Below are 22,413 nucleotides of genomic sequence, written 5' to 3'. Positions count from 1 at the left end.
TAAGATCAAAGCGGATTAGGATCATAAATTAGGGCAATAATTAAGAGGGAGGATCAGGAGTTCAGCGGTTGAGCCATGCACCGCGTTAGGGTATTAATTTAAGGGTATTAATTTAAGGGTATTAAATTTAGATAGTTCATTTAATTTCATCAATGCTGCAAGAATCCTATCCCAAGTCTGCCAAGCCGATCGATCCCATCCAGGATGATGAAGAGGAAGAATATGATGAGTTTGACTATGCCTACAATGAACCAGGCTCATTACCAGGCACTCTGATAATTGACGAAGATGCCACCGTCCCCAATATTTTCTTGATCGACTACCATGCGGACAACGTGACCGGTATGCAGTTGCTACATCCAGAAGATTGCACCCCCTATTTGGAATCAGAATCCGTCTCCTGGGTTGATGTGCAGGGCTTGGGCTCGGAGGATGTGTTGCAACGGATTGGGCAAGTATTTAAAATCCATCCCCTGATTTTAGAGGATGTGGTGAATATTCCCCAGCGCCCAAAGGTCGAAGAATATGACGATCGGCTATTAATTATTACCCACATGGTTACGCCCAAGAATGATGGGATTGGGTTTATTAGTGAGCAGGTTAGCTTTGTGCTGGGCAAGAATTATTTGCTGACTGTGCAAGAAGAACCAGAGCATGACACCTTTGAGGTGGTGCGGGAGCGGATTCATCGCAACAAAGGTAGCATCCGCAACCAAAGAGCCGATTACCTCTCCTACTGTCTGATCGATACGATTATTGATGGCTTTTTCCCGGTGCTAGAAGACTATGGCGAACGCCTCGAAGATTTGCAGGATGCGGTGTTAGCCAATCCCAGCAGCCAGAGTATTGATGCGATTTTGCGGATTCGGCGCGAATTATTGTTATTACGGCGGGCGATCTGGCCCCAGCGAGAGGCAATCAAGCTTTTGATCCGGGATGATAGTACCTTGCTGAGCGATTCAGTGCGGGTCTACTTCAGCGATTGCTATGACCATGTGGTACAGGTGATCGATATGCTAGAAACCTATCGTGAATTGGCTTCCAGCTTAATGGATGTCTATTTATCTTCGATTAGTATGCGTACTAATGAGGTCATGCAGGTGCTAACGGTTATTTCTGTGATTTTCATGCCGTTAACATTTATTGCCGGTGTGTATGGCATGAATTTTAATCCCCAGGTTTCTCCCTGGAATATGCCAGAGCTAGAATGGTCCTATGGTTATGTGACGTGTTGGGCATTGATGATCGTTACGGCGGGGACAATGATTATATATTTTTGGCGCAAAGGCTGGTTGGGAAAAACTCGCATCGCCAAAACAGGTCGATCGTAAATATAAATGTAGATATAAATACGGGTATGATTATATGGATATAGGGACACCAATGTGTTAGCTCGGTTGTAGATATTGTTTGATTGGGGTTAATGCATTTTTGACGTTTAAATGCCTCTGACCGGGACATGGCACAAACAAGGATTCCAACCGCAGTAATTCAGCACAATTTGAAAATTCAAAAAACAATTGTTTGATCGGCTTTAAGTTAGAGCTTTATTGTTGCTCGTTTTTATTTAAATTAAAGCCTGGGTCAAATTATTTGTAAGTCTTTTTTGTATATCCAATTTGTATATCCAAGTTGAAATTGCTTAATCTGCCTGGTTAGGCTTGCGCTTGATTGCGATCGTGCCTGGGAAACTTTTACTGGTGCTTAGATTGATTTTTTATTGGGCTAAGCGCTGACCAGCTTTTGTATTCTTTCCCTGAATTATTTCTATGCCATCCATACTACTCATACTACTAGGTGTGCCAGATTTATGCCTCAGGGTAAATATGGCAAGATAAGTTTATGCATTCTGAGCTAACTGCTTAGCAAGTTGTATCTATGTCCGCAGATTCCTTGATCCCCCTAGCTGAGATAGTTGATGCCTCGCCACTGGTATTGATGCCAGACCTAATGGCGAGTGAAGCGATCGCGCAGATGCAATTCGGCAAATATGCTTACGCCGTAATTATTAATGTCGATATTAATGCTAAGCAAGAGGCTCCCAAGCCATTTGTTGGGGGCAGTTTTGGCGCGACCTGGCATATGGATCAAATTATGGGCTATGTATGCGATCAGCACATCGTAAAAGCGATCGCCCAGCATCTTCCCCTTGCTCAAACACCGATCGCAGCATTAGTTCCTGCAGAAGTTCTGATCCTTGATGCAAGTCAAACCTATAATCCAGCAGCATTAGCCAACCAGTTAGCATCATCGGGGATCGCCCTGGTTTGTAATGAACAGCATTTTCTGGGTGTGATTACATCAACGCAACTGATGATGGCAGTTGGTCATACAGCTAGTAATACAGCTAGTAAAGTTGATAACACCAGTAACACCAGTAACACCAAGAGCTTCAATCAATCATCTCCTCACTTAGTTACTCTCCCTAGCGAACCATCTTCTAGCTCAGCGCCCAAGTTGACATCTGAGCCAGCAGCAGTGAGTGAATCTGGCGATCGGGGCAACCCAGCCACAGGCAATATAGAAGCAGAATTACAACCGCTACCTGAGCTAGAGCCGATCCTTGCTCCGAATAACTCTTGCAATCAACCCTGGTATCAATATATTGCCGAAACGTCTTCTGAAGGGATCTGGATTATTGATAGTGATTTAGTAATTAATTTTGTCAACCAAAAGCTTTGTCAAACCCTTGGCTATGCACAATCTGAATTGATTGGTCTACCCCTGAACGAGCTAATGGCCGAGGACTATCAAATCGTTTCTGAGTCTGACTCGATCGGCGATTTTGACAATCATAAATTTAAGTTGTGTCGTAAGGATCGCTCCTACGTTTGGACCTTGGTGACCACTACGCCAATTTTCGATCGTCATGGCTCATTTAGTGGCACCCTCGGCCGGGTCAGTAATTTTGCTGATCTTAATCATGAAGAAGAAAAATTACAACGTCAGCTCTTGGCGATCGAGTCGGCTCTAGATGGCATTGCGATCCTCGATCGATCAGGTAACTATATCTATGTAAATGAGGCTTACCGCTTAATGCTGGGCTATGGTAGTTCGGCTGATTTGATCGGTATGAACTGGTATCAGAGCTATGGCGCAGCAGAGCAAGAACGATTGCAGGCCGATATCTTACCCAGTTTAGAAATTGAGGGTCAATGGCAGGGTGAAGCATTGGCCAAGCGCAAGGACGAGAGTACCTTTGCCCAGGATCTATCTCTCACCCACACCGAAAAGGGCATTGTGATCACTTGTCGGGATATTACGGAACGAAAGCAAGCCGAGGCCGCTTTGCAAGACTCAGAGGAAGAGCTGCGGGTTCTGTTTTCCGCCATGAAGGATGTGGTGATTGTTAAGGATCGGGATGGCAAGTATTTAAAGATCGCAGATACTAGCCACCGCAATTTGTATATGCCCTCCGCCGAAATGCTAGGTAAATATGAATCGGAAATAATTGGTGAGCCAAAGGCCAGTATTTTTGTCGATTGTATCCGTGAGGTATTAGATGCCAAAGAGCCCACCACGATCGAATATGATATCAATTTTGGCGATCGATTGGCCTGGTTCTCGGCTAATATTTCGCCCCTAAATGACGATAGTGTACTCTGGGTGGCCAGGGATATTACCACTCAACGACAAGCCCAGATGTCTTTGCGCGAGAGCGAAGAGCGTTATCGACTCCTGGCTGAATATTCCACTGATTTGATCTCCCGCCACACCCCCGAAGGTATTTATACTTATGCCTCACCAATTTGTTTACCCTTACTGGGTTATGAACAAGAAGAATTGATTGGTCGATCGATCTATGAATTTCTCCATCCCGATGATGTGGTCAGAATTCAACTCACCCATGCGGTAATTATTGACCAGCCAATTATTAACCGGATTAGCTATCGAATGCGGCGCAAAGACGGTACTTACTTGTGGTTAGAAACTAAAAGCCGGGCGGTGCAGGACAATCAAACTAATAATATGCGAGAGATTATTGCGGTATCGCGGGATGTGACCACGCGCAAGGAAGCAGAAGATCTACTGGCAGCCAGTGAAGAACGGCTCAAGCAGGTTTATGATAACTCACCGATCGGCATTCGGCTCAGCGATCTCAAAGGTGAAATTATTGACACCAATCCTGCTTTCCGGCAAATGCTGGGCTATTCTAAGGCAGAACTGGCGGGTATGTCGGTTCTCGATATTACCTATCCTGAGGATCGGCAGGTCGATCGCCAGGCCGAGGAGCGCTTGATCGCTGGCACTGTGCCCAGGTTTCAGCAGGAAAAACGGGCGATTAGCAAACAAGGTAAGCCGTTGTGGGTGAATTTGACTGTTTCGTTGGTACGTGATCAAGCCGGCCAACCCCTCTATGTATTGGGTATGGCAGAGGATATTAGTGCCCGTAAGCGTACCGAAGCGGCACTTAAGACCAGCCGAAGCGCCCTCCGCCGCCAACTTGAACAAACAATCTTGCTCAAGCAAATCACCCAGGAAATTCGCCGTAGCCTTGATATTCAACAAATTTTTCAAATTACAGTTACCCAGGTAGGACAACTATTTGGAGTCGATCGCTGCCTGTTGCACACCTTCGTTAATCAGCCCATTCCCAAAATCCCCCTAGTGGCTGAGTTCATCCAAGTAGGATATGAATCCCTATTAGGTTTGGAGTTGCCAATCAACGGAAATCAATATGTGCAGCAATTATTGAGCCAAGATGAAGCGATCGTGGCCAGTAATGTTTATCAGGATCAAAACCTTTCACCAGTGCTAGAGCTAGCTCATCGCTTTAATGTTAAGTCAATTCTGGCGGTGCGCACTTCCTACCAGGGACAACCGAATGGGGCGATCTTCTTGCATCAGTGCAATCGCTTTCGGAAATGGACTCAAGAAGAAATAGAACTGCTAGAAGCTGTCTCTGCTCAGGTTGGGATCGCCCTAGCCCAGGCTCAACTTTTAGAGCGAGCCACCCAACAGAGCTATGAACTAGGGGAGAAAAATACCGCACTCCAACAGGCCAAACAAGATGCCGAAGCGGCTAATCGCGCTAAGAGCGAATTCTTGGCCATGATGAGCCATGAAATCCGTACCCCCATGAATGGGGTGATTGGTATGACCGGGCTGCTATTGGATACGCCCCTGAGCAAAGTACAGCGAGAATATGTAGAGATTGTCCGCAGTAGTGGCGAGTCTTTGCTGACCATTATTAATGATATCCTCGACTTTTCTAAAATTGAATCGGGCAAGCTTGAATTAGAAGAACAGCCCTTTGATCTGCTAGATTGTTTAGCTGGCTCGATCGATTTGCTAGGTCCCAAGGCGGTGGAAAAAGGACTGGTGCTAAATTATCTAATTGAACCAGATGTGCCACAGCAGATTACTGGGGATGTAACCAGGCTACGTCAGATTTTAGTGAACCTGATTGCCAATGGAATTAAATTTACGGAAGCTGGTGAAGTAAGCGTCACCGTAAGCCTCAGCTCAGCAATGGATTCAAGCTCATCTTTGGACGGGCGATCGCTATCCCAGTTGGATTCTGAGACAGATGAAACTGATGAATTTAACCCGGCTAATGAATGGGGACAGGGTGCTAAATCTGGCGAATCCGATCAGTCTGGCGAATTAGCTTCCTCTGATGGGGGGAATAATTTAGAAGCGATCGCCGCAGTGGAGCCGGAGCATAACCAATCACTTGCCCATTCCCATACCATTCAGTTTGCGGTTAGGGATACCGGAATTGGCATTCCACCAGAAAAGATGGAACGGTTGTTTAAAGCGTTTAGCCAGGTTGATGCTTCAATTACCAGGCAATATGGCGGTACGGGACTAGGGCTGGTGATCAGTAAGCGATTGTGTGAACTGATGGGTGGCACAATGCGGGTGGAAAGTGAATTAGACCGTGGCTCAATCTTTTATTTCACCCTCAGCACCACCGCGATCGCATCCGAATCAACCTCAACCTCTATTAATTATGTGCAGAAGCAATTAAATGGTCTAAAAGCTTTAATTGTTGCTGATCGTGAAGATAACCGCGCCATCCTCAGTACCTATACCCAAGCGTGGGGCATAGAAACCAAAACGACAAGTTCGGGAGCCGAAGCACTGTCTATGCTAAGCGATCGCCAGAACTTTGACCTGGTCATTCTCGATTTGCAAATGCCAGTGGCAGATGAGTTGAAGCTGGCTCAATCGATGCAATCTACGGTTCCTGGCAAGCCAATCCCCTTGATTTTGCTAACTTCGGTTGGTGTGAGTACCAAGCAGCTACAACAAGCAAGTAATCATAGGATCGCCATCTTAGCCAAACCGCTTAGTCAATCAAAGCTCCACCAAGCGATCGTAAGGATTATCCCTGATCAAAATATTGATAATGTTAAGCCGTGGCAGCGACGGCAAGAGGTAACCACCTCGACAAATCGAGCCGCACACGATCGCCCCAACCCCACCACTTTTCGGAGTAGTAGCAATCGATTGGAGAATGTTGCCAATCTGTCGAATCAGATTCCAATTAAGATTTTGCTGGCTGAGGATAATGCCGTGAATCAAAAAGTGGCGATCCGAATGTTAGAGAAAATGGGATATCGTGCTGATCTGGTGGGTAATGGCCTCGAAGCGATCGAAGCTTTGCAAAGACAAACCTATGATTTGGTGCTGATGGATGTGCAAATGCCAGAAATGGATGGTATGGAGGCAACTCGCCAAATCCGGGATCGAACCAAGGCTGACACCCACCCCTGGATTGTGGCAATGACTGCCAATGCCATGCAGGGCGATCGTGAAAATTGCTTGGCGGCTGGCATGAATGATTATGTGAGCAAGCCGGTTTCGGTGGATGAGTTGGTGGCGGCGATCGAACGTTATCAGAGTAACGAAGTGACCAAACCTAGTAATAAGAACAATTAAGAAGCAGTAGCTAAAGTTGTATTTAACTGGACTTGATGCAATCACATGGGACGTTGGCAACAGATCTAATGTTAATATTTAGGTATTAGTTTTATCGATGGGAATGAGCTACTTTAGCGGGGGCACAGTAATTCAGTTCCAAAATCTTAAATCTACTTAACTCTAGGCTCAGAGCCTACTTTTAATGTGTGGCAATTAATTTTACAACTCAACAAACCGGGGTCAAAGTATTTCCTGAGCTACTGACTAGATGTTTAGTCCTGTAATCAGCAATTATTATTTAAGCCTTAGACAATGAAAACATCTGCAAGTAGTTCTATAGCGAAACTAAGCATCTTACCAAAAGAAAAGCCTCAGTTAACAACTCCACCGATCAAACGTGAAGCGGTTAGGAGCAAAATTTTGCCTCCTCTAATCATCGCAATTTTGTTGCTTCAAGGCACCTTCTTAGGCATCTTCTGGCGACAGCATCGCCATGAAGTGGAGCAAATAGAAGTGGTCACTACCCAACAGGTGCAGGAGTTAATGCAAGACGAAATGGAACGAGATGTAGCCAAAATGGACACGGCGATGGAGGTAATCATCCGCGATCGGGATCTAGCTGATGCCCTAGCGAGATTAGATCGGCAAGGCTTAGTTGAGCAAGCTCAGCCAATATTTGAGCAATTTCGAACCAAGCATGAAATCACTCATTTTTATTTTCACCAACCGGATCGGCACAATTTTTTGCGACTACATAAAGAACAAAAAGGCGATCTGATCGATCGAAGCACAATTCAAACGGCTGAACGCACAGGAAAACCCAGCGCTGGACTGGAACAAGGACCGACTGGTAATCCGGTACTGCGATTGGTCTATCCCTGGCGCAGTGATTTTGCCGATCTGTTGATCGCCGATCTCTTTGCTGATCCTCGTGCAGGCAACCTGATCGGCTATTTGGAACTGGGCATCGAATTTGAGGATATCGCCAGACGTATCCATGACATCTTGAATGTAGAGCTAATCATAGTTGTTGATAAAAGCTTTCTTGATGCACAGCGATGGGATGCCCGGAATAGAAAGCTAGGTCGGCAGTCCAATTGGGATGAATTTACTGACTCTGTGATTATCGACACAACGATCGCCGAAATCCCGGTTGAGGTGTCTGAGTTGATCGAAAACATTAATCCAGAGACAGAACAGATCCGAATTAATCAAAATGGGCAGACCCGTCAGGTTATTGCCTTTCCCTTCAATGATATTAATGGTACTAAAATAGGATATATTGTTGCACTCAAAGATATTTCCGTAGATGTACAGCAAGCAAGACAGAGTTCCTTAATTGCCTTAATCTTAACTCTAGGCATAGGCACTGGCTTAGTCAGTTTATCCTATGTGTTCTTAGGTAAAGTTGAGAAGAATCTAAGCGATCGCACCCGTAAACTTGCCTCAGCCAAAGATTCCCTCGCCGCATCCAAGGCTCAGTTAGAAGAGTATAGCCATACATTAGAACAAAAAGTTAAAGATCGCACCCATGAACTGCAATCCAATAACCACGTCTTACAAGAGACCCTGCAAGAGCTAAAGAAAACTCAGGTACAGCTAATCCAGGGCGAAAAGATGTCGAGCCTGGGACAGATGGTGGCAGGGGTCGCCCACGAAATTAATAATCCAGTTAACTTTATCTATGGCAACGTCACCCATGCCGAGAACTATTCCCAAGACCTGCTAGGACTGGTGCAACTATACGAATCGCAATATCCCGATCCAGCACCAGCAATTGAACAGGAAAAAGAAGACATTGAGCTAGATTTCCTTAAGGAAGATTTACCCAACCTCCTGAGGTCGATGAAGTTTGGTGCGCAACGGATTCAGGAAATCGTGAAATCATTGCGTAATTTCTCGCGTCTGGATGAAGCCGAAGCCAAGAGTGTGGATATCCATGAAGGGCTGGATAGCACCTTGCTAATCTTACACAATCGCCTCAAGGACAAGGGCGATCATACTGGGATTGAAGTAATGAAGGAATATGGGCAATTGCCATTGGTCGATTGCTTCCCTGGGCAACTCAATCAAGTGTTTATGAACATTATTTCTAATGCGATCGATGCCCTCACCGAGTTCAATCAGAACCGCAGCATCGAGCAAATCAAAGCAAACCCCAGTCAGATCAAGATTTCTACCAGAGCGGAAGGGGACTGGGTGATCATTGAGATCGCTGATAACGGACCTGGCATGAGCAAGGAAGTGGCTGCCAAGCTATTCGATCCTTTCTTCACTACCAAGCCGGTTGGGGCTGGCACTGGACTGGGGTTATCAATTAGCTATCAAATTATTACCGAAAAACATGGTGGCAAGTTGATTTGTACTTCTGAGCCAGGACAGGGGGCAACGTTTACGATTAAAATCCCTAAATAGTAAGCACTTAGGCAATTTCAGCGCCGGTCATTGCTATTTCCTTCCTTGGCTGAGGCGAACTTCAAGTAGGAATGCGAATGCGATCATAAATCCTGGCTAGCTTGGCATCATCTCAATCCTAACGGTGATTTAGCTTACAGTGGCTATGGGTTTATTGTATGTATTATGTTAAAACAAAATTAATACTCATGATACCCAAATTGGCGAGCTATGATCAAACTGCGCCAGCCAAACTGCCAAACCGATCGCCCCTAAACCAGGAGTCTAAGCACGATGAATGATACCCAAATCCTTGAATCGATCGATGCGATCGCCATCCCCAATATTGCAATCAAACTAGGCATTGTGCTGGGTGGGTCACTGGTGGCAGTATTATTTGCCTTCCTCAGTGGTCGATCGGTATATTCAATCATTAATTTTGCGCTCTCTGTTTTGTTCTCGCCCAAGGCCGCAGCAGTATATCGCAAGATCGCTGGCCCCTATCAAAATCTAATTGGTATTTTGGTGGCGCTGACAGTGGGCGAAGTAGCGATTATTCTAATTCCCGATGGCGGCTGGTTTACCTTGATTGAGCTGGCGGTGAGTCTGTCGATCACGATCGTGGGTGCGTGGCTGGGCTCGCGGTTGTTTATTCAGTTTTTTGATGTTTACCTGCTCGATCTGGCCTTCAAAAGTAGCCGTAAGGTAAATAGCGAGATCCTGATCGTAGGCAAGTTTTTGGCCAATTTCTTGATTGTGGTGCTTGCGATTATCCTGTTTGCCCAGAGTCATGCAATCAATGTGATTGGTCTGGTGGCCAGTTTGGGGGTGGGTGGTTTAGCGATCGCCTTTGCGGCTCAAAAGACCCTGGAGCAATTATTAGGTGGGATCGTGATCTACATCGACAAACCCTTTACCGTTGATGATTACATTGGCTTGCCCGATGGCACATTCGGCAAGGTGGAATCGATCGGCCTGCGATCGACTAAAATTCGCACCTCTGGCAAAGGCACATTGTTAGTAGTGCCCAATAGCAACTTGACTTCTACTAACATTGAGAACTTCACCGGAGCCAAGAAGGTGATGTCGATCCTTTATCTGACCTTCTATCGCAACATCCCCAATGATGAAAGGGCGCTGATTAGCCAGGTAATTATTGATAGTACCAAGGATATTTTTGGGATCGACACGCGCAGCACTGATGTGGTTTTCAGGGAAGTTGATCACAATGGCAATGGCTTGCGGGATCAAACGAAAGCCCAGGTCACTTTCTTTATTCTCGGATCGGGTGAAGTATCAATGGATTTACGCCGCCAGCTTTTGGATATTGCGACCCAAAATATTACGTTCACGCTCAAGGAATATGGGATCGCCTTTGATATTGATGAACCGACCATCTATGTAGATTCCCCGATTACAATTTAAGGTAGTCTGATATAAGTAGTCTGATATAAACAATTAATATTGATTTCTGTTTCTGTATTCCTTGTTTGCTAGTATTGATGAATTTTGATCAATATTGCTCAATTAGTGATGCTAAATTGATGCTTGTACTTGTTCCACCTGGGCAATCAATTTCTTGACTGCGGCCAAATAGCCATGATGATCGATCGTGGCCACATTGACATGATTCGCGCCCTTTACGATCAGCAATTGCTTGGGTGCATGGGTAGCTGCATATAACTCCTCACTCATATGGGCCGGTACATCCTCATCATCAGTACCGTGGATATAAAGGATTGGCATTTTTAGGGTTGGGAGTTTGGCGATCGAATCAAACCGCTGATTCAGGAGTAAATCGATCGGAAAAATTTGGTATCTGGGATTAGCAGTTGCCATTGCCAGCATGGAAGTAAAAGAAGCCTCAATAATTAGACCCGCTAGCTCTGGTGTTTTAGTAGCTTGCTCAATGGCGATCGCCCCACCTAAGGAATGTCCATATAAATAGATATTGTTTGGTGGGATTTGCTTGGTGTGAAGCAAAAAATCTAAAGCCACTTGAGTATCGGCATACAGACTTTGTTCGCTGGGGAAATCTCCCTCGCTGCGACCAAAACCGCGATAATCAAAGATCAAGATCGCAAAACCAAGCTGGTGAAACCGACTCGCCTTATCCAGGTTATTGTTGATCTTGCCAGAATTTCCATGTAAATAAAGCAACACACGCTCAGAATTACCCGAATCATTAGGAATCCACCAACCATGCAATCTGCCGTCTTGATTGGGATTTTTGAGGCTGATAGGGTTGTGATGCCGATCGATCTCTATTGGTAACCAGACTTCTTCATAATCCATCCCCAAATCGCTAGGCTTGCTTCCTGGCTCAGTTAATCCTGGTTCTGCGGCCAGAATTTTCCCTGGCAGTATAATCATCTGCCTCTGTCGCAGCCAGAGATATAGACAGATACCAAGATAGAGCAAGGCAATTGCACCGGAGGCGATCGCCAGACCAGGAATAACTATTTCATGCATTGGGAAAAATTGAGAATTACAGGCATCAAGAGGCATCAAGAGGCATCAAGAGGCATACAGGCAAATCAACGTTAAGCATCTATGGCCTGATGGTGACAACTTCTGCCCGATAGCCAGCCGCATTCAATTGAGACACCTGCTGATCGGCAAGGTCACGATCGCCATAGGCTCCCACCTGAACGGCAGGTTGACCATTATGTTGAGTAGAAAATGCAGTCGGTACAATTTGCTGTAGTTTGGGCACAGCATCGGGGGAAACCGCAACTACCAGCACTCGATAGATGATTGAGGGAGTGGGCTTTGGGGCGCTGGGTGCAGGCGATCGGGTTGCGGTTGTAGTTGGCAATGAAGTAGTTTGGCTGGGTCGATTCTGAGGAGTGGTTTGGTTGGGCTGAGTCGGCTGAACGGTAGCGTTATTGGTCGCCTGGGCAGTGGGAACCCCCGGTAAGATCGGCGGCAAGCCTTCCTGTTGCGCCCTCACATCTGCTGGCAAGGGAGTTTTCACTAATTCCACATTTTCACTCACTGGGGCGGGGCTAGTGGCAGCAGGAGGGGTGCTGGGTTGAGTTGGCTGAGGCGCAGGGTTATTCTTGGCCACTGTAGGGCTTGGGCTTATGCTTGGGCTTGGATTTGGGGTAGGCGAGTTGGGCAGGATAGGTAGATTCCTACTGCTATTAGCATTGGCACTAGATGGCTCCTCAGTATTAGTAGGAGCTGAGCTTGAGGATGGTAGTTCTTTACTGGGCTTGGTGGTAGCGCTTGAATTATTGGTAGGTTGAGAATCACTAGGATCGCTAGACTCTTTGGCATCGCGGCCGATCGTGATGGAGGTCAGTGACGGCAGCGTAGCATTGGTCTGAGGGATTGGCTCGGTGGAGGTTTCCGGCTCGGTTGCTGGATTGGGATTAGTCGCCTTAGCTTCACTGGGGTTGCTCGGTTCCAGATTGGCTGGGGCGATCGCTGTAATATTCTGTGGTGAAGATGTGGCGATCGGTTCAGTGGGTGTTACCTCTGGCTCAATTGCAGTAGGAGCAGATGTGGATAAATCGGAAGCTACTAACGTTGAGTTATTGTCTGAGTTATTTTCAGTTTTAGGATTAATCGCCTGGGGATCACCTAGTTTGACCGCTGCGGTGGCGCTAGGCGAAATTGGCAATGGGATCAGGATCTCCGTCTCAGTATCAGTATCAGTATCTATCGCCGCACTGGTACTAAGCGCAGTCGAGCTTTGCAATGGATTAGGAACTGGGCTGGGAGTAGCGGCAGGGTCGGTAGTGGGTGTTGGAGTTTGAGTTGGGTTTGGGGCGATCGCCACATTTGGCAGGGTGGGGCTGATGGATGGTAATGGTGGGATTGTGGGTTGAACCTGTGCTGGGGCAGCGATCGCTGTGGTTGCCTGAAGCGCGGCGGGTTGACTGAGCTGGGCGATCGGTTCCGGAATACTAGTGGCTACTGTGTCTAATTCGCCAGCCACCTTATCCTGATTAAACTCATTCCCAGCCGCTACCACCGCTACACCGGAGACATTATTAATATCTTTTTGTTGATTATTTTGAAACGTATTACCGCCAGGATTATTCGCGGTTCCCAGGTCGGGTGTAGGTTGGCCGTTGCGATCCTTGAGTACGACTAAGCCATTGCGGCTACTATTGGCGATCAAATTACCACGCAGCGTAGGCACCGCCACATTAGAGATAATTACACCATCAACATTATTCATAATCCGATTGTCGATCAAGAACACCTGCGACTTCTGGCCGATCGATAGGCCAAATCCCGTATCATCAAAAAGATTATTGCGAATCTCGCCCTTACTAGTACCCACCGCAGAAATGCCACTGCCTTTATTTTGGGTAAAAATATTACTGGCAATTAAGCCGTGAGCATTACCAGTGAGGAAGATGCCATCATGGGAAGTATCCTTAAATGTATTGTTCATAATCCCCACATTCTGGCGTGATTCGACCCAAATGCCATAACCACGGGAATTACTATTAATTATGGTCACTCCTTCGATCCGGGTATTATGGGCAGGCAGCATCGTAATATTTTGCCGCGCAAAGGTGGGACTAATAAAGGTATCACCACCAGTAATTACAATGCCCGCTCCCTTATCAGCACTATTACCCCGAATCGTTAGGCCAGGAGTTAGCTTGAGGGGAAAGGTTTCGCCCGTCTCAGCGCTGTAGGTGCCAGGGGCAATTTGAATCACAGTGCCCGGTGGCAAATTCCGCGCCAATGCCGCCGTAATTGTACGCAGGGGTTGGGCTTGGCTGCCATTGCTAGCATCATTGCCGTTGGGAGCAACAAATATGGTTGCTATGCCTAATTGGGCGATTTGGATTGTAGGAGCGGCTTTGTTTGCTTTTGTTATATTTCTCTCAGCCGGTTTAGCGATCGCCAGTTTGGTATCCTTAGCCACGGTCACAAAATTAGGGCGATCGCCTTGCTCTCTGTGATGTGAAGCGATCGAAGTTTTGCTATTATTCCCTGAGCGACCAGATCGATTATTTGATGGTTCTATCTTCTCAGGCCGTAAGTTCTCAATCAGATGTAGCTCTCTAGATCGGATAGTAGTGACCAGTTCTTGCTCCAATCCGCTGAATTGATCAACCGTTGGCGATCGATCCAATCGATCCAGGTCAATTGCCCAAGTCTCCATTGCTGCACCAGGAATTAATGTGCAGGAAATAGCTAGCCCTAAAACTACTTTATTTTTCAACATAAATCTTTTACTGAGAGTCTAAAGAGTCTAATAAAACCGGATTGATATTTTTAGCTTAAATTATTAACTTACTTACGATCGCAATTTTAAACGGGCGCAATTTTAAATAGGGTAGCGGATAAATAGCTCAGGATTCTGCTAATGTGGCAAATTAATTGATGATCCCAGGACTTTATCCCTAAGATTAGAACACTGAATTGGCGATAACTTAGCTACCCTAATGAATTTTTAATCGATTCGCATTTTGGGTTGGCGATCGCAATTTCTATTCAAAATACTTGTCAGAATATGGGAATCGGTCATCATGCCCATGGGGATTAGCCTAATTATCGATCAAGCAAAATATGATGCAAGCTCCGAAGACAATGATTCCCAGGTCAGAGCCGATAATCTTTGACTTAGCAACATCCTCTGCTAGAGACAAATGCAGCGCTATAAATACGATATCGTTTTTGCCCTGGTTGGGGTTGAAAGATGCTGGATAGCCATTCAATCGCTATACCTAAGCTGTGTCTAAGTGCCCCTAAATAATTCCGGTTCTGGTCAAAGATGGCTCTGGAATTTGGGCTAGGGCTTAGAATTTAGATTTGAATTTTCAAAAGAATGACTACCCATTCGTAAAATATTTGAACTAATTCAAGAATGTGGTTGCCAAAATGCCATGAATAGAGGATTATATGGATTACGCGAATGTTTTGGCGAAGCTTAATTTATTCAAGGTTTTAATCAGAATTCTAGCTCCGATCATATGCAATCATATGCATTAGTTGTATCAGTTAATCGCATCGGTTAATCGCATAGCTTGATTGGCGGAATTTGATGTTGAGATTCATCCCGATCTGGCTCTGATGGTGGCAAAGAATAGAGCCTTCACGATCGCTTCGTAATAATTATCTGCTTAGCGGCTGCGGAAATACGAATTTGGGAATCTCTGCTTTAATCCTGTTTGATCCTGAATATAAATCAAGCCTTCTCCACTTTATGTGTAATTGTTTATGCGTAATTGCCAGGGCTGCAATTTTAATCCTAGTATGTTTTTCGCTTAGTTCAGATGGTTTAGTTCAGATAGTCGCAATTTACCGATATTTACCGATATTTACCGATCGAGCTGTTTAACTAGTTGTTAGTTATGGAGCCTGGATTCAAGAACGATCCATGATGTCAATTCGATCGACTTTCGCGCTTTGATTTTGTGTTTTTGTTAATTAGTTTTTTCGCTAGAGGAATTTTGAAAGCATATGAGTACTGGAAATTTACCTGATCTGACAATTAGTGATGAAGATCTCACCGTTCAGGAACTAAAGGAGCATTACCAAAGAATTGTTGACGAATATGGAAAGGTGGTTGACAATGCGCGTTCTCAATTGGAGCGGATTGAATCATTCTTGCAAGATCTCTCCGGCCTAAAGTTGTCTGGAGCTTCCACCAGCAAGAAGTCTAGCAGCTCCAGCACTGTGGCTACCACTAGCACCACAAAATCGAAAACAGCCAAAGCTACTTCAGGCAGAAAGCCCAAAGCGGCAGCAGCTAAGACTACCAAGGGCAGAAAGAAGAAGGTCTCTTTGAAGTTGCAAGGCAGCTACCAGAAACTAACTTTGATCGCCGCGATCGCCAAGGTGCTAGAGTCCAAAGAAGGGAAAATTGTCAATGCGGATGAAGTGGTTAAGGCTCTGTATGGCGAACTCAAGCCTAGCGATCATAAAGTAGCTAAAGATCGCGTGACCAAGAATCTTTCTAAGGGGAAAACCGAAGGTCGATGGGCTCGGTTACCGGATCAACTGGGAGCCTACACCTGGAATCTGGATACGGTTAAGGAAGCATAGAAGCTTAGCATCTTAAGCTGATGGCGATCGTGATCTTTCCTTATTATCTCTTTCGATCGGGTTCACTTTCCCCCCTGCGGCAGTTTAGTTGACCTTCAACCAGGATGCTAACATTAGATAAACAATAGATATTAAGTATTTAGGCTCATCGTCTGGACTAATGGTATTTTCTGTTTGAGTCTTTTGGCTAGGTCTAAAGGATTGCTACATTTAACACGACAGTTATACTTGGGCATAGTTGAGCATACCTAAAATAAATCAAGAAGAAGTAAATTAAGGTCACAATTATGTAATCTGCTAACAGACCTGAGCAAAATTAGTATCTATACTAGTGATTATGGTTGCTAGCATTAGCGCAGTAAATTAGGCGAGGACAACTCCTGATGGATATGGCAGTTAGTAAAAATGAAATAGTCGCTTTTCCTGACTCTGAGCAAAGTCAACAGGTATGGCAGCAATTGAAGCAAGTGATCGCCAACAGCTCCGGATTTAAACGGTGGCAAACGACACGTAAATTAGAGCCAGTTGGAGCGACTAACGACGATCGCAATGTGACCGATGATTTGGTGCGTTGCTATTTACGTGAAACCCTGGAAACTCTGGCTTATTAATTCTTTAGGCTAATTCTTTAGGTAAGCCTTAAATTATTAATCTTGAATTACTAATAAGAATAAACAGCTAATAAAAATAAACAGCAATAAAGCCAGGATGGGCTGAGCGGAGAGCTACTATAATTTAGTGGCTCTTTAGTTTTTACTGGGCATTAATGCTTTAAGGCTTAGCGATTGTGGCATACTCGACAAGTAAGCCATATAAGCGCAATAGGGCGCTAAATTGCTACATTATTTCTGCATGTCTACCCATCTTTTAGACCCAATGACGCAATCGCAAGAATTTCTCAAGCAACAGCTTAGTTCATCTGAATTGGGCGATCGCCTGAAGGCACTTAATCAGAGCCGTGGGCTGCCCGATGCCGATCGCTTTGAGCTGGTTTGCATTGCCGGAGTCGATCCCAGTGCCAGGGTGCGTTATGATGCCCTGAGCCAAATGTCCTCACTGGGACAGCAAAATCCAGCCAAGGCAAAACAAATTCTGTGGGCGGCTTTGCTTAACCTGGAAGAAGAAATTGACGTGCGGGCGGCGGCGGCGGATTCGATTGGCGCACTGAAGCTAGATGGAGCCTTTGAAATTTTAAATGAGTCCTATCACCAAACCAATGAGTGGTTACTGGCGATGAGTATTGTGGCTGCGTTGGGGGAATTGGGCGATCGGCGCAGTTTTGACCTGCTCAGCCTGGCCCTAGAAAATGAAAATACCCTGATTAAGATTGCTGCCGTAGGTGCGCTGGGGGATTTGGGCGATCAACGGGCAATTGATCTCCTGGTTTCTCTGGCAGAGCAACCGGAATGGGAAGTGCGACATCGCATTGCCCAATCTTTGACCGCGCTTGTGCTCCAAGCGGAGGATGAAAACAAAGATAAAAGTAGAGTAATTGCTACCCTCCAAAAATTGAGTCAAGATGAATCTCAACCAGTGGCTACGGCTGCTACTGATTTCTTAGCCCAGCTCAACCGCTAATATTAGTTTGAGTTAATGGAGTTAATTAATTTTGCTCTTGTCTGGATTACTTTGATCGGTTAGTCCTTCACCCAGCAAAGACAAACCCACCACCATCAAGGCGATCGCCAGACCAGGAAAGAGGGTCGTCCACCAGATATTTTCGCCGGTGGAAAGTGCATCCAGAGCCTGCTTGAGATCGTGCCCCCATTCGGAAACCGATTCCGGCACACCCAACCCCAGAAAGCCCAACCCGGCCAGGGTCAAAATTGCATCAGCGGCGTTAAGGGTAAATAGCACCGGAATACTTTGCACCACGTTCTGCCACAGGTAGCGGGTAATCACAGTTTGAGAATCTGCCCCCAAAGCCTGGGCTGCTTCGATATATAACTCGGTTTTGACACTTACGGTCTGGTTGCGAATAATCCGAAAATATTGAGGGATATAGGCAATACTCAGGGCGATCGCGGCATTCCAGACCCCTGTCCCCACCACAAAGGCCACCACGATCGAGAGTAGTAAACCAGGCAGCGTATAAATCGTGTCAGTACAAAACACCAATAGCCGATCGAGCCAGCCACCGCGATAGCCGCTGATCATGCCCAACGGTACACCGATCAGCAGACTAATTGAGGTGGAAGCTAATACAATTTGCCAGGCAATCCCCGCGCCGCTGATCGTGCGGGCAAAGACATCATGCCCCTGGCGATCGGTGCCAAACCAATGTTGCCAGGACGGTGGTTGGTGGATGGGATTATCCAAAAATTCAGTTGGGTCTTGGATTAAGCCCCAGGCTTGGAGCAATGGCGCTAGCAAGGCCATCAGCGCAAATACGATCGTGATTATAACTCCTACCCGCATCAGTTGCCCAGAAAGGCGTGGTGAAGAACCCTGGCTTAATTGCAAATCCTAACTCCTCAGCAATGAATTACTATGTCTATCTGCGTGCCTATATATACCTAATTGAAGATCTACATTGGGATCTAAGGATCGGTCGATATATTCTGTTAGATTAATATATGTTAATAATTCCTGTTTAATAAAACATATTATGAGCTTACTGATCGTTGGTGCGACTGGTACACTCGGTCGTCAAATCGCCCGCTGTGCATTAGATCGGGGGCTGAAGGTTAAATGCTTCGTCCGGAATCCGCAAAAGGCCGCCTTTCTTAAGGAATGGGGCGCAGAATTGGTGGTGGGTAATTTAATGAAACCACAGACGATCGATGCTGCCCTTGAAGATGTTGATGCGGTGATCGATGCTGCCACAGCCAGGGCTAACGACAGTCTCAGAATCAGGGATGTGGATTGGGACGGCAAAGTAGCTTTGATCAAGGCGATCGAAAAAGCTGGGATCAAGCGCTTTATCTTTTTCTCAATCATGCATGCCGATCGTTATCCCCATGTCCCCTTGATGGACATTAAATATTGCACTGAAAAATTAATTCAAGCCACAGACCTGGACTATACAATCCTGCGACCCTGTGGCTTTTTGCAAGGTTTAATTGGCCAATATGCAATCCCAATTCTGGAAAAACAAACCATCTGGATTACCGGCGAAGCCTCACCGATCGCCTATCTAGATACCCAGGACATCGCCAAATTTGCGATCAATGCCCTGGATAATGAGCGTACCTATCGCAATACCTTTGCGATCGCTGGCCCTAGAGCCTGGACTCCCAGCGAGATCCTGCGCCAATGTGAGCGTTTTTCTGGCAATACCGCACGAACTGCCAACATGCCGATCGGCTTACTTAGGTTTGTGCGCAAGCTAACCCAAACCTTTGAATGGGGCTGGAATATTGCCGATCGATTGGCTTTTACGGAAGTTTTGGCCAGTGGTGTGCCGCTTACAGCGGAGATGGATGAAACCTGCGAAATCTTTGGCATTCCCCAGGATCAATTAACCAGCCTGGAAAGCTATCTACAAGAGTATTTCTCGCGGATTCTACGCAAGCTCAAAGAGTTGGATTATAAGGAACCGAAGGTTAAAACTCCCTTTTAACTGCATTTAGTTAGCAAAATTTTAACTGCGATCGCTCTAACTTTGCTGGTCAAATGGTTAGAGTTATACCATTAGAACTATAAGCATGAAGATTAGCTAGAAATACCGCACCTAGTAGTCCAGCACAATGAATTTGATGCTTAATTTGCAATTTTGATAACCCTTTCACAAGATTGCAACCAATCATAATTAACGTGGTCGATCACTAGTTTTTCACAATTAAATTAGAGCGATCGCTAAACCCTGATTGCCATGCGATCGCCCCTGCTCAAATATCGTCGCCTCAAATATTCCTAACTTGCTCTAGCTCAACTAGCGCACTTATCTAAGCTAATCTACCTACGACGAGAGGAAGCTTCTGGGCTGTTAGCCAATTCACGCCGAATATCATTGAGCGAGTTGCCCTTAGCCAAATATTCCTTATAGGTTTCCATGCCGCCAGAATCAGCGTTACGGCCAAGCACCTGGCGATAAATATTATTGATCGCATTGGCAGCTTCAGAGCTAAAGGCCAGGTCACGGCGTACTTGCTCGTATGACCAGTCCCCGTTTTGCACATTCCTGGTGTAGGTTCTCAGGCCATTATTGTCTGGGTTGCGCCCCAATATATCCCGATAGATCTGCGAAATTTCCTGCTCAACAGCGTAGCGATCGCGGCTTGAATTGTTGTTGGAATTATTATTGCGGGTATAGTCAAATTCCCCATAACCAGGACATTCGATGAAGTTGCCACGGCGGTAGCAGGTAATGCGTTGAGCCATTGCTGGTAGGGGGATTGCACTGGCTATAATTAGAGCGCCAGCGACTAAAGCGCCAAGTTTCATGCCTATATCTCCTTAGAAATTCAGATCTAACCGTTTTATTATAGTTGACAGCCATATATGGTGACGATCGCTGGCTAAAAATGTTTCATGGAACATAAAGTCGCCATCAGCTAAACCATTAAGCCAATTTTAAGCAAAATAGGCCACAATACTAAATATTGGGCAACGAGATAATCTATTAGGAATATTTAAGCTAACTACTAATTAAGTCTACTAATTAAGTCTGCGAACCACACCCAAACACTTTTTTATTGAGGGTTTATTGAGAGTTTATTGGGGGTCTTGAATCGGGCTTAATGTTACGAATAGACTAAGTCACTCAATAATTAGCTCTAATCGATCGCCGTTTAATCACCTAGTTCTATCTCTAAGCTGCATGCCGAATATTTACTATCTACCAGATGAATTGACGATCGATGCCGATGCTAGGGATACAATCCTGCAAACATCCCTCTATGCCGATATCCCCCATATGCATGTGTGTGGAGGCTTTGCCCGCTGTTCTACCTGCCGAGTGCTCATTGCTGATGGGGTTGAAGCATGCAGTCCTCCCACTGTCCATGAGCAAATCTTAGCCAAAAAATTGGACTTGCCCGATCATATTCGCTTGGCCTGTCAAACTAGAATCAATGGTGATATACGTCTGCGTCGGCTGGTACTTGATTCCGAAGATGCTGAGCTAGCCGAGCAGCAAATTTCCTATGGCGCGATCGGTCAAGAAAAACCCGTTGCGATCATGTTTGCTGACATTCGCGGTTTTACCAAGGCTTCAGAGGCAATGCTGCCCTACGACGTGATCTATCTGCTCAATCGTTATTTCCAACGGATGAATAAGGTCATAATCAGCCATGGTGGTGTGATCAATAACTATATGGGTGATGGCTTTATGGCTTTGTTTGGCCTTGAGGACATCGCTAATCCGGTTGAACTATCGGTTAGGGCTGGTCTGGCAATGCTAGAGCAGATGGAAGCGCTTAACCATGGTCTGACGGTTTTGTCGAATCATCCCCTCAAAATTGGGATTGGGATTCACTATGGTTGGGTGGTACTGGGTAATATTGGCAACGCTGATGCATCATCATCTTGTATGACTGCGATCGGTGATGCGGTTAATTTTGCCAGCCGGATCGAAAGTACGACTAAGCGAGTGGGAGCCAGCTTGCTGGTGTCGGAGGAGGTGTATGAGAATATCAAAAGTAAGGCGATCGCTAAACCCCACAACAACATTGAGCTAGCCGGCAAAACAGGTGCTTATTGCCTCTATGAAATAACCGAAATGCGGGGCAATTTGAATTTACCGCAGACTGCTGCTACCCAATTAGCAGCGAAGCGCAAACTCAACGCGCAAAGGGCACAAATGGGTATATTTGAGAGTATTTTCTCGATCGTAATGCAAGCAATCGAAAAGTTATTTAATGCGATCGCTCGTCTATTTAGGAGACACCCGAGTGATTCCTAAATTCAACTTTTTTCACGGATATAGCGTTTGCAGAGTCTGGTGGGGCAATGTTTCTGCTCGATCATTTCTTCGTCGAGATCCCAAGCACACATTATTTATTTTTTAAGTACCACTTCACTGGCCATAACAACTAAAGGACGTACCCAAAAAACAGAAATGATTACAACTTAGGTTGGTAACATGGCTTGCTTGGCGATCGCCCCATCTCGCAATATCAAATCTTGCAATATCAAATATCCTTATCCATACAAGTCTATCTGTAAGAGCAATTAGCCAGATAGAGC

Annotated in this window: 13 protein-coding genes; 9 read left to right on the top strand and 4 right to left on the bottom strand. The window is 45.7% G+C overall.

What is annotated here, in order from left to right:
• The first annotated feature begins 152 nt into the window (after positions 1 to 152).
• From corA to PSE7367_RS10945, 4 genes are all read left to right on the top strand, one after another.
• Complete coding sequence (gene corA, locus PSE7367_RS10960; protein WP_015165413.1) at positions 153 to 1,331, top strand: magnesium/cobalt transporter CorA; 1,179 nt, start codon at positions 153 to 155, stop codon at positions 1,329 to 1,331.
• A gap of 547 nt (positions 1,332 to 1,878) precedes the next feature.
• Entirely contained in the window at positions 1,879 to 6,888 is a 5,010-nt protein-coding gene (locus tag PSE7367_RS22740) for a PAS domain S-box protein (RefSeq protein ID WP_015165412.1), read from the top strand.
• A 402-nt stretch (positions 6,889 to 7,290) separates the two neighbouring features.
• A complete protein-coding gene (locus PSE7367_RS21980) occupies positions 7,291 to 9,285 on the top strand; it encodes a sensor histidine kinase (protein WP_198013409.1) in 1,995 nt (664 codons plus the stop codon).
• A gap of 273 nt (positions 9,286 to 9,558) precedes the next feature.
• Positions 9,559 to 10,689: a mechanosensitive ion channel family protein gene (locus tag PSE7367_RS10945; protein WP_015165410.1), complete on the top strand. Its 1,131-nt coding sequence runs from the start codon at positions 9,559 to 9,561 to the stop codon at positions 10,687 to 10,689.
• A gap of 111 nt (positions 10,690 to 10,800) precedes the next feature.
• Here the strand turns inward: PSE7367_RS10945 and PSE7367_RS10940 are convergent, their stop codons facing one another.
• A complete protein-coding gene (locus PSE7367_RS10940) occupies positions 10,801 to 11,736 on the bottom strand; it encodes an alpha/beta hydrolase (protein ID WP_051037955.1) in 936 nt (311 codons plus the stop codon).
• Between the two features lie 79 nt (positions 11,737 to 11,815).
• A complete protein-coding gene (locus tag PSE7367_RS22435) occupies positions 11,816 to 14,461 on the bottom strand; it encodes a DUF1565 domain-containing protein (RefSeq protein WP_015165408.1) in 2,646 nt (881 codons plus the stop codon).
• 1,238 nt (positions 14,462 to 15,699) lie between these two features.
• On the opposite strand from PSE7367_RS22435, the gene PSE7367_RS10930 reads away from it, so the two are divergent.
• The 3 genes from PSE7367_RS10930 (at position 15,700) to PSE7367_RS10920 (ending at position 17,862) form a co-directional block, all read left to right on the top strand.
• Complete coding sequence (locus PSE7367_RS10930) at positions 15,700 to 16,284, top strand: hypothetical protein (RefSeq protein WP_015165406.1); 585 nt, start codon at positions 15,700 to 15,702, stop codon at positions 16,282 to 16,284.
• 383 nt (positions 16,285 to 16,667) lie between these two features.
• Positions 16,668 to 16,895: a hypothetical protein gene (locus PSE7367_RS10925; RefSeq protein ID WP_015165405.1), complete on the top strand. Its 228-nt coding sequence runs from the start codon at positions 16,668 to 16,670 to the stop codon at positions 16,893 to 16,895.
• Positions 16,896 to 17,160: 265 nt separating this feature from the next.
• Entirely contained in the window at positions 17,161 to 17,862 is a 702-nt protein-coding gene (locus PSE7367_RS10920; protein ID WP_041699542.1) for a HEAT repeat domain-containing protein, read from the top strand.
• A 21-nt stretch (positions 17,863 to 17,883) separates the two neighbouring features.
• On the opposite strand, the gene PSE7367_RS10915 is transcribed toward PSE7367_RS10920, so the two are convergent.
• Positions 17,884 to 18,702, bottom strand: coding sequence for an ABC transporter permease (locus tag PSE7367_RS10915; RefSeq protein WP_083883826.1), 819 nt, complete (start codon positions 18,700 to 18,702; stop codon positions 17,884 to 17,886).
• Between the two features lie 190 nt (positions 18,703 to 18,892).
• Here PSE7367_RS10915 and PSE7367_RS10910 point away from each other — a divergent pair, with 190 nt between their 5' ends.
• Positions 18,893 to 19,846: an NAD(P)H-binding protein gene (locus PSE7367_RS10910; RefSeq protein WP_015165402.1), complete on the top strand. Its 954-nt coding sequence runs from the start codon at positions 18,893 to 18,895 to the stop codon at positions 19,844 to 19,846.
• Positions 19,847 to 20,181: 335 nt separating this feature from the next.
• On the opposite strand, the gene PSE7367_RS10905 is transcribed toward PSE7367_RS10910, so the two are convergent.
• The gene (locus PSE7367_RS10905) at positions 20,182 to 20,670 is read right to left on the bottom strand and encodes a DUF4214 domain-containing protein (RefSeq protein WP_015165401.1); all 489 of its coding nucleotides are present in this window, start codon (positions 20,668 to 20,670) and stop codon (positions 20,182 to 20,184) included.
• A 376-nt stretch (positions 20,671 to 21,046) separates the two neighbouring features.
• Here PSE7367_RS10905 and PSE7367_RS10900 point away from each other — a divergent pair, with 376 nt between their 5' ends.
• On the top strand, positions 21,047 to 22,129 hold the full coding sequence (locus PSE7367_RS10900; protein ID WP_015165400.1) for an adenylate/guanylate cyclase domain-containing protein: 1,083 nt from the start codon (positions 21,047 to 21,049) through the stop codon (positions 22,127 to 22,129).
• Positions 22,130 to 22,413: the final 284 nt, after the last annotated feature.

Origin of the sequence: Pseudanabaena sp. PCC 7367, assembly GCF_000317065.1 — a bacterium.
In the GTDB taxonomy this organism is placed as follows: domain Bacteria; phylum Cyanobacteriota; class Cyanobacteriia; order Pseudanabaenales; family Pseudanabaenaceae; genus Thalassoporum; species Thalassoporum mexicanum.
The sequence above is the reverse complement of the archived record's forward strand: the minus strand, read 5'-3'. Positions and strand labels throughout refer to the sequence as shown.

What these genes read in the sequence shown, in the direction of transcription:
- corA (WP_015165413.1), top strand. Translation starts at nt 153, where the DNA reads ATGCTGCAAGAATCCTATCCCAAGTCTGCCAAGCCGATCGATCCCATC.
- PSE7367_RS22740 (WP_015165412.1), top strand. Translation starts at nt 1,879, where the DNA reads ATGTCCGCAGATTCCTTGATCCCCCTAGCTGAGATAGTTGATGCCTCG.
- PSE7367_RS10945 (WP_015165410.1), top strand. Translation starts at nt 9,559, where the DNA reads ATGAATGATACCCAAATCCTTGAATCGATCGATGCGATCGCCATCCCC.
- PSE7367_RS10940 (WP_051037955.1), bottom strand. Translation starts at nt 11,736, where the DNA reads ATGCATGAAATAGTTATTCCTGGTCTGGCGATCGCCTCCGGTGCAATT.
- PSE7367_RS22435 (WP_015165408.1), bottom strand. Translation starts at nt 14,461, where the DNA reads ATGTTGAAAAATAAAGTAGTTTTAGGGCTAGCTATTTCCTGCACATTA.
- PSE7367_RS10930 (WP_015165406.1), top strand. Translation starts at nt 15,700, where the DNA reads ATGAGTACTGGAAATTTACCTGATCTGACAATTAGTGATGAAGATCTC.
- PSE7367_RS10925 (WP_015165405.1), top strand. Translation starts at nt 16,668, where the DNA reads ATGGATATGGCAGTTAGTAAAAATGAAATAGTCGCTTTTCCTGACTCT.
- PSE7367_RS10920 (WP_041699542.1), top strand. Translation starts at nt 17,161, where the DNA reads ATGACGCAATCGCAAGAATTTCTCAAGCAACAGCTTAGTTCATCTGAA.
- PSE7367_RS10915 (WP_083883826.1), bottom strand. Translation starts at nt 18,702, where the DNA reads ATGCGGGTAGGAGTTATAATCACGATCGTATTTGCGCTGATGGCCTTG.
- PSE7367_RS10910 (WP_015165402.1), top strand. Translation starts at nt 18,893, where the DNA reads ATGAGCTTACTGATCGTTGGTGCGACTGGTACACTCGGTCGTCAAATC.
- PSE7367_RS10905 (WP_015165401.1), bottom strand. Translation starts at nt 20,670, where the DNA reads ATGAAACTTGGCGCTTTAGTCGCTGGCGCTCTAATTATAGCCAGTGCA.
- PSE7367_RS10900 (WP_015165400.1), top strand. Translation starts at nt 21,047, where the DNA reads ATGCCGAATATTTACTATCTACCAGATGAATTGACGATCGATGCCGAT.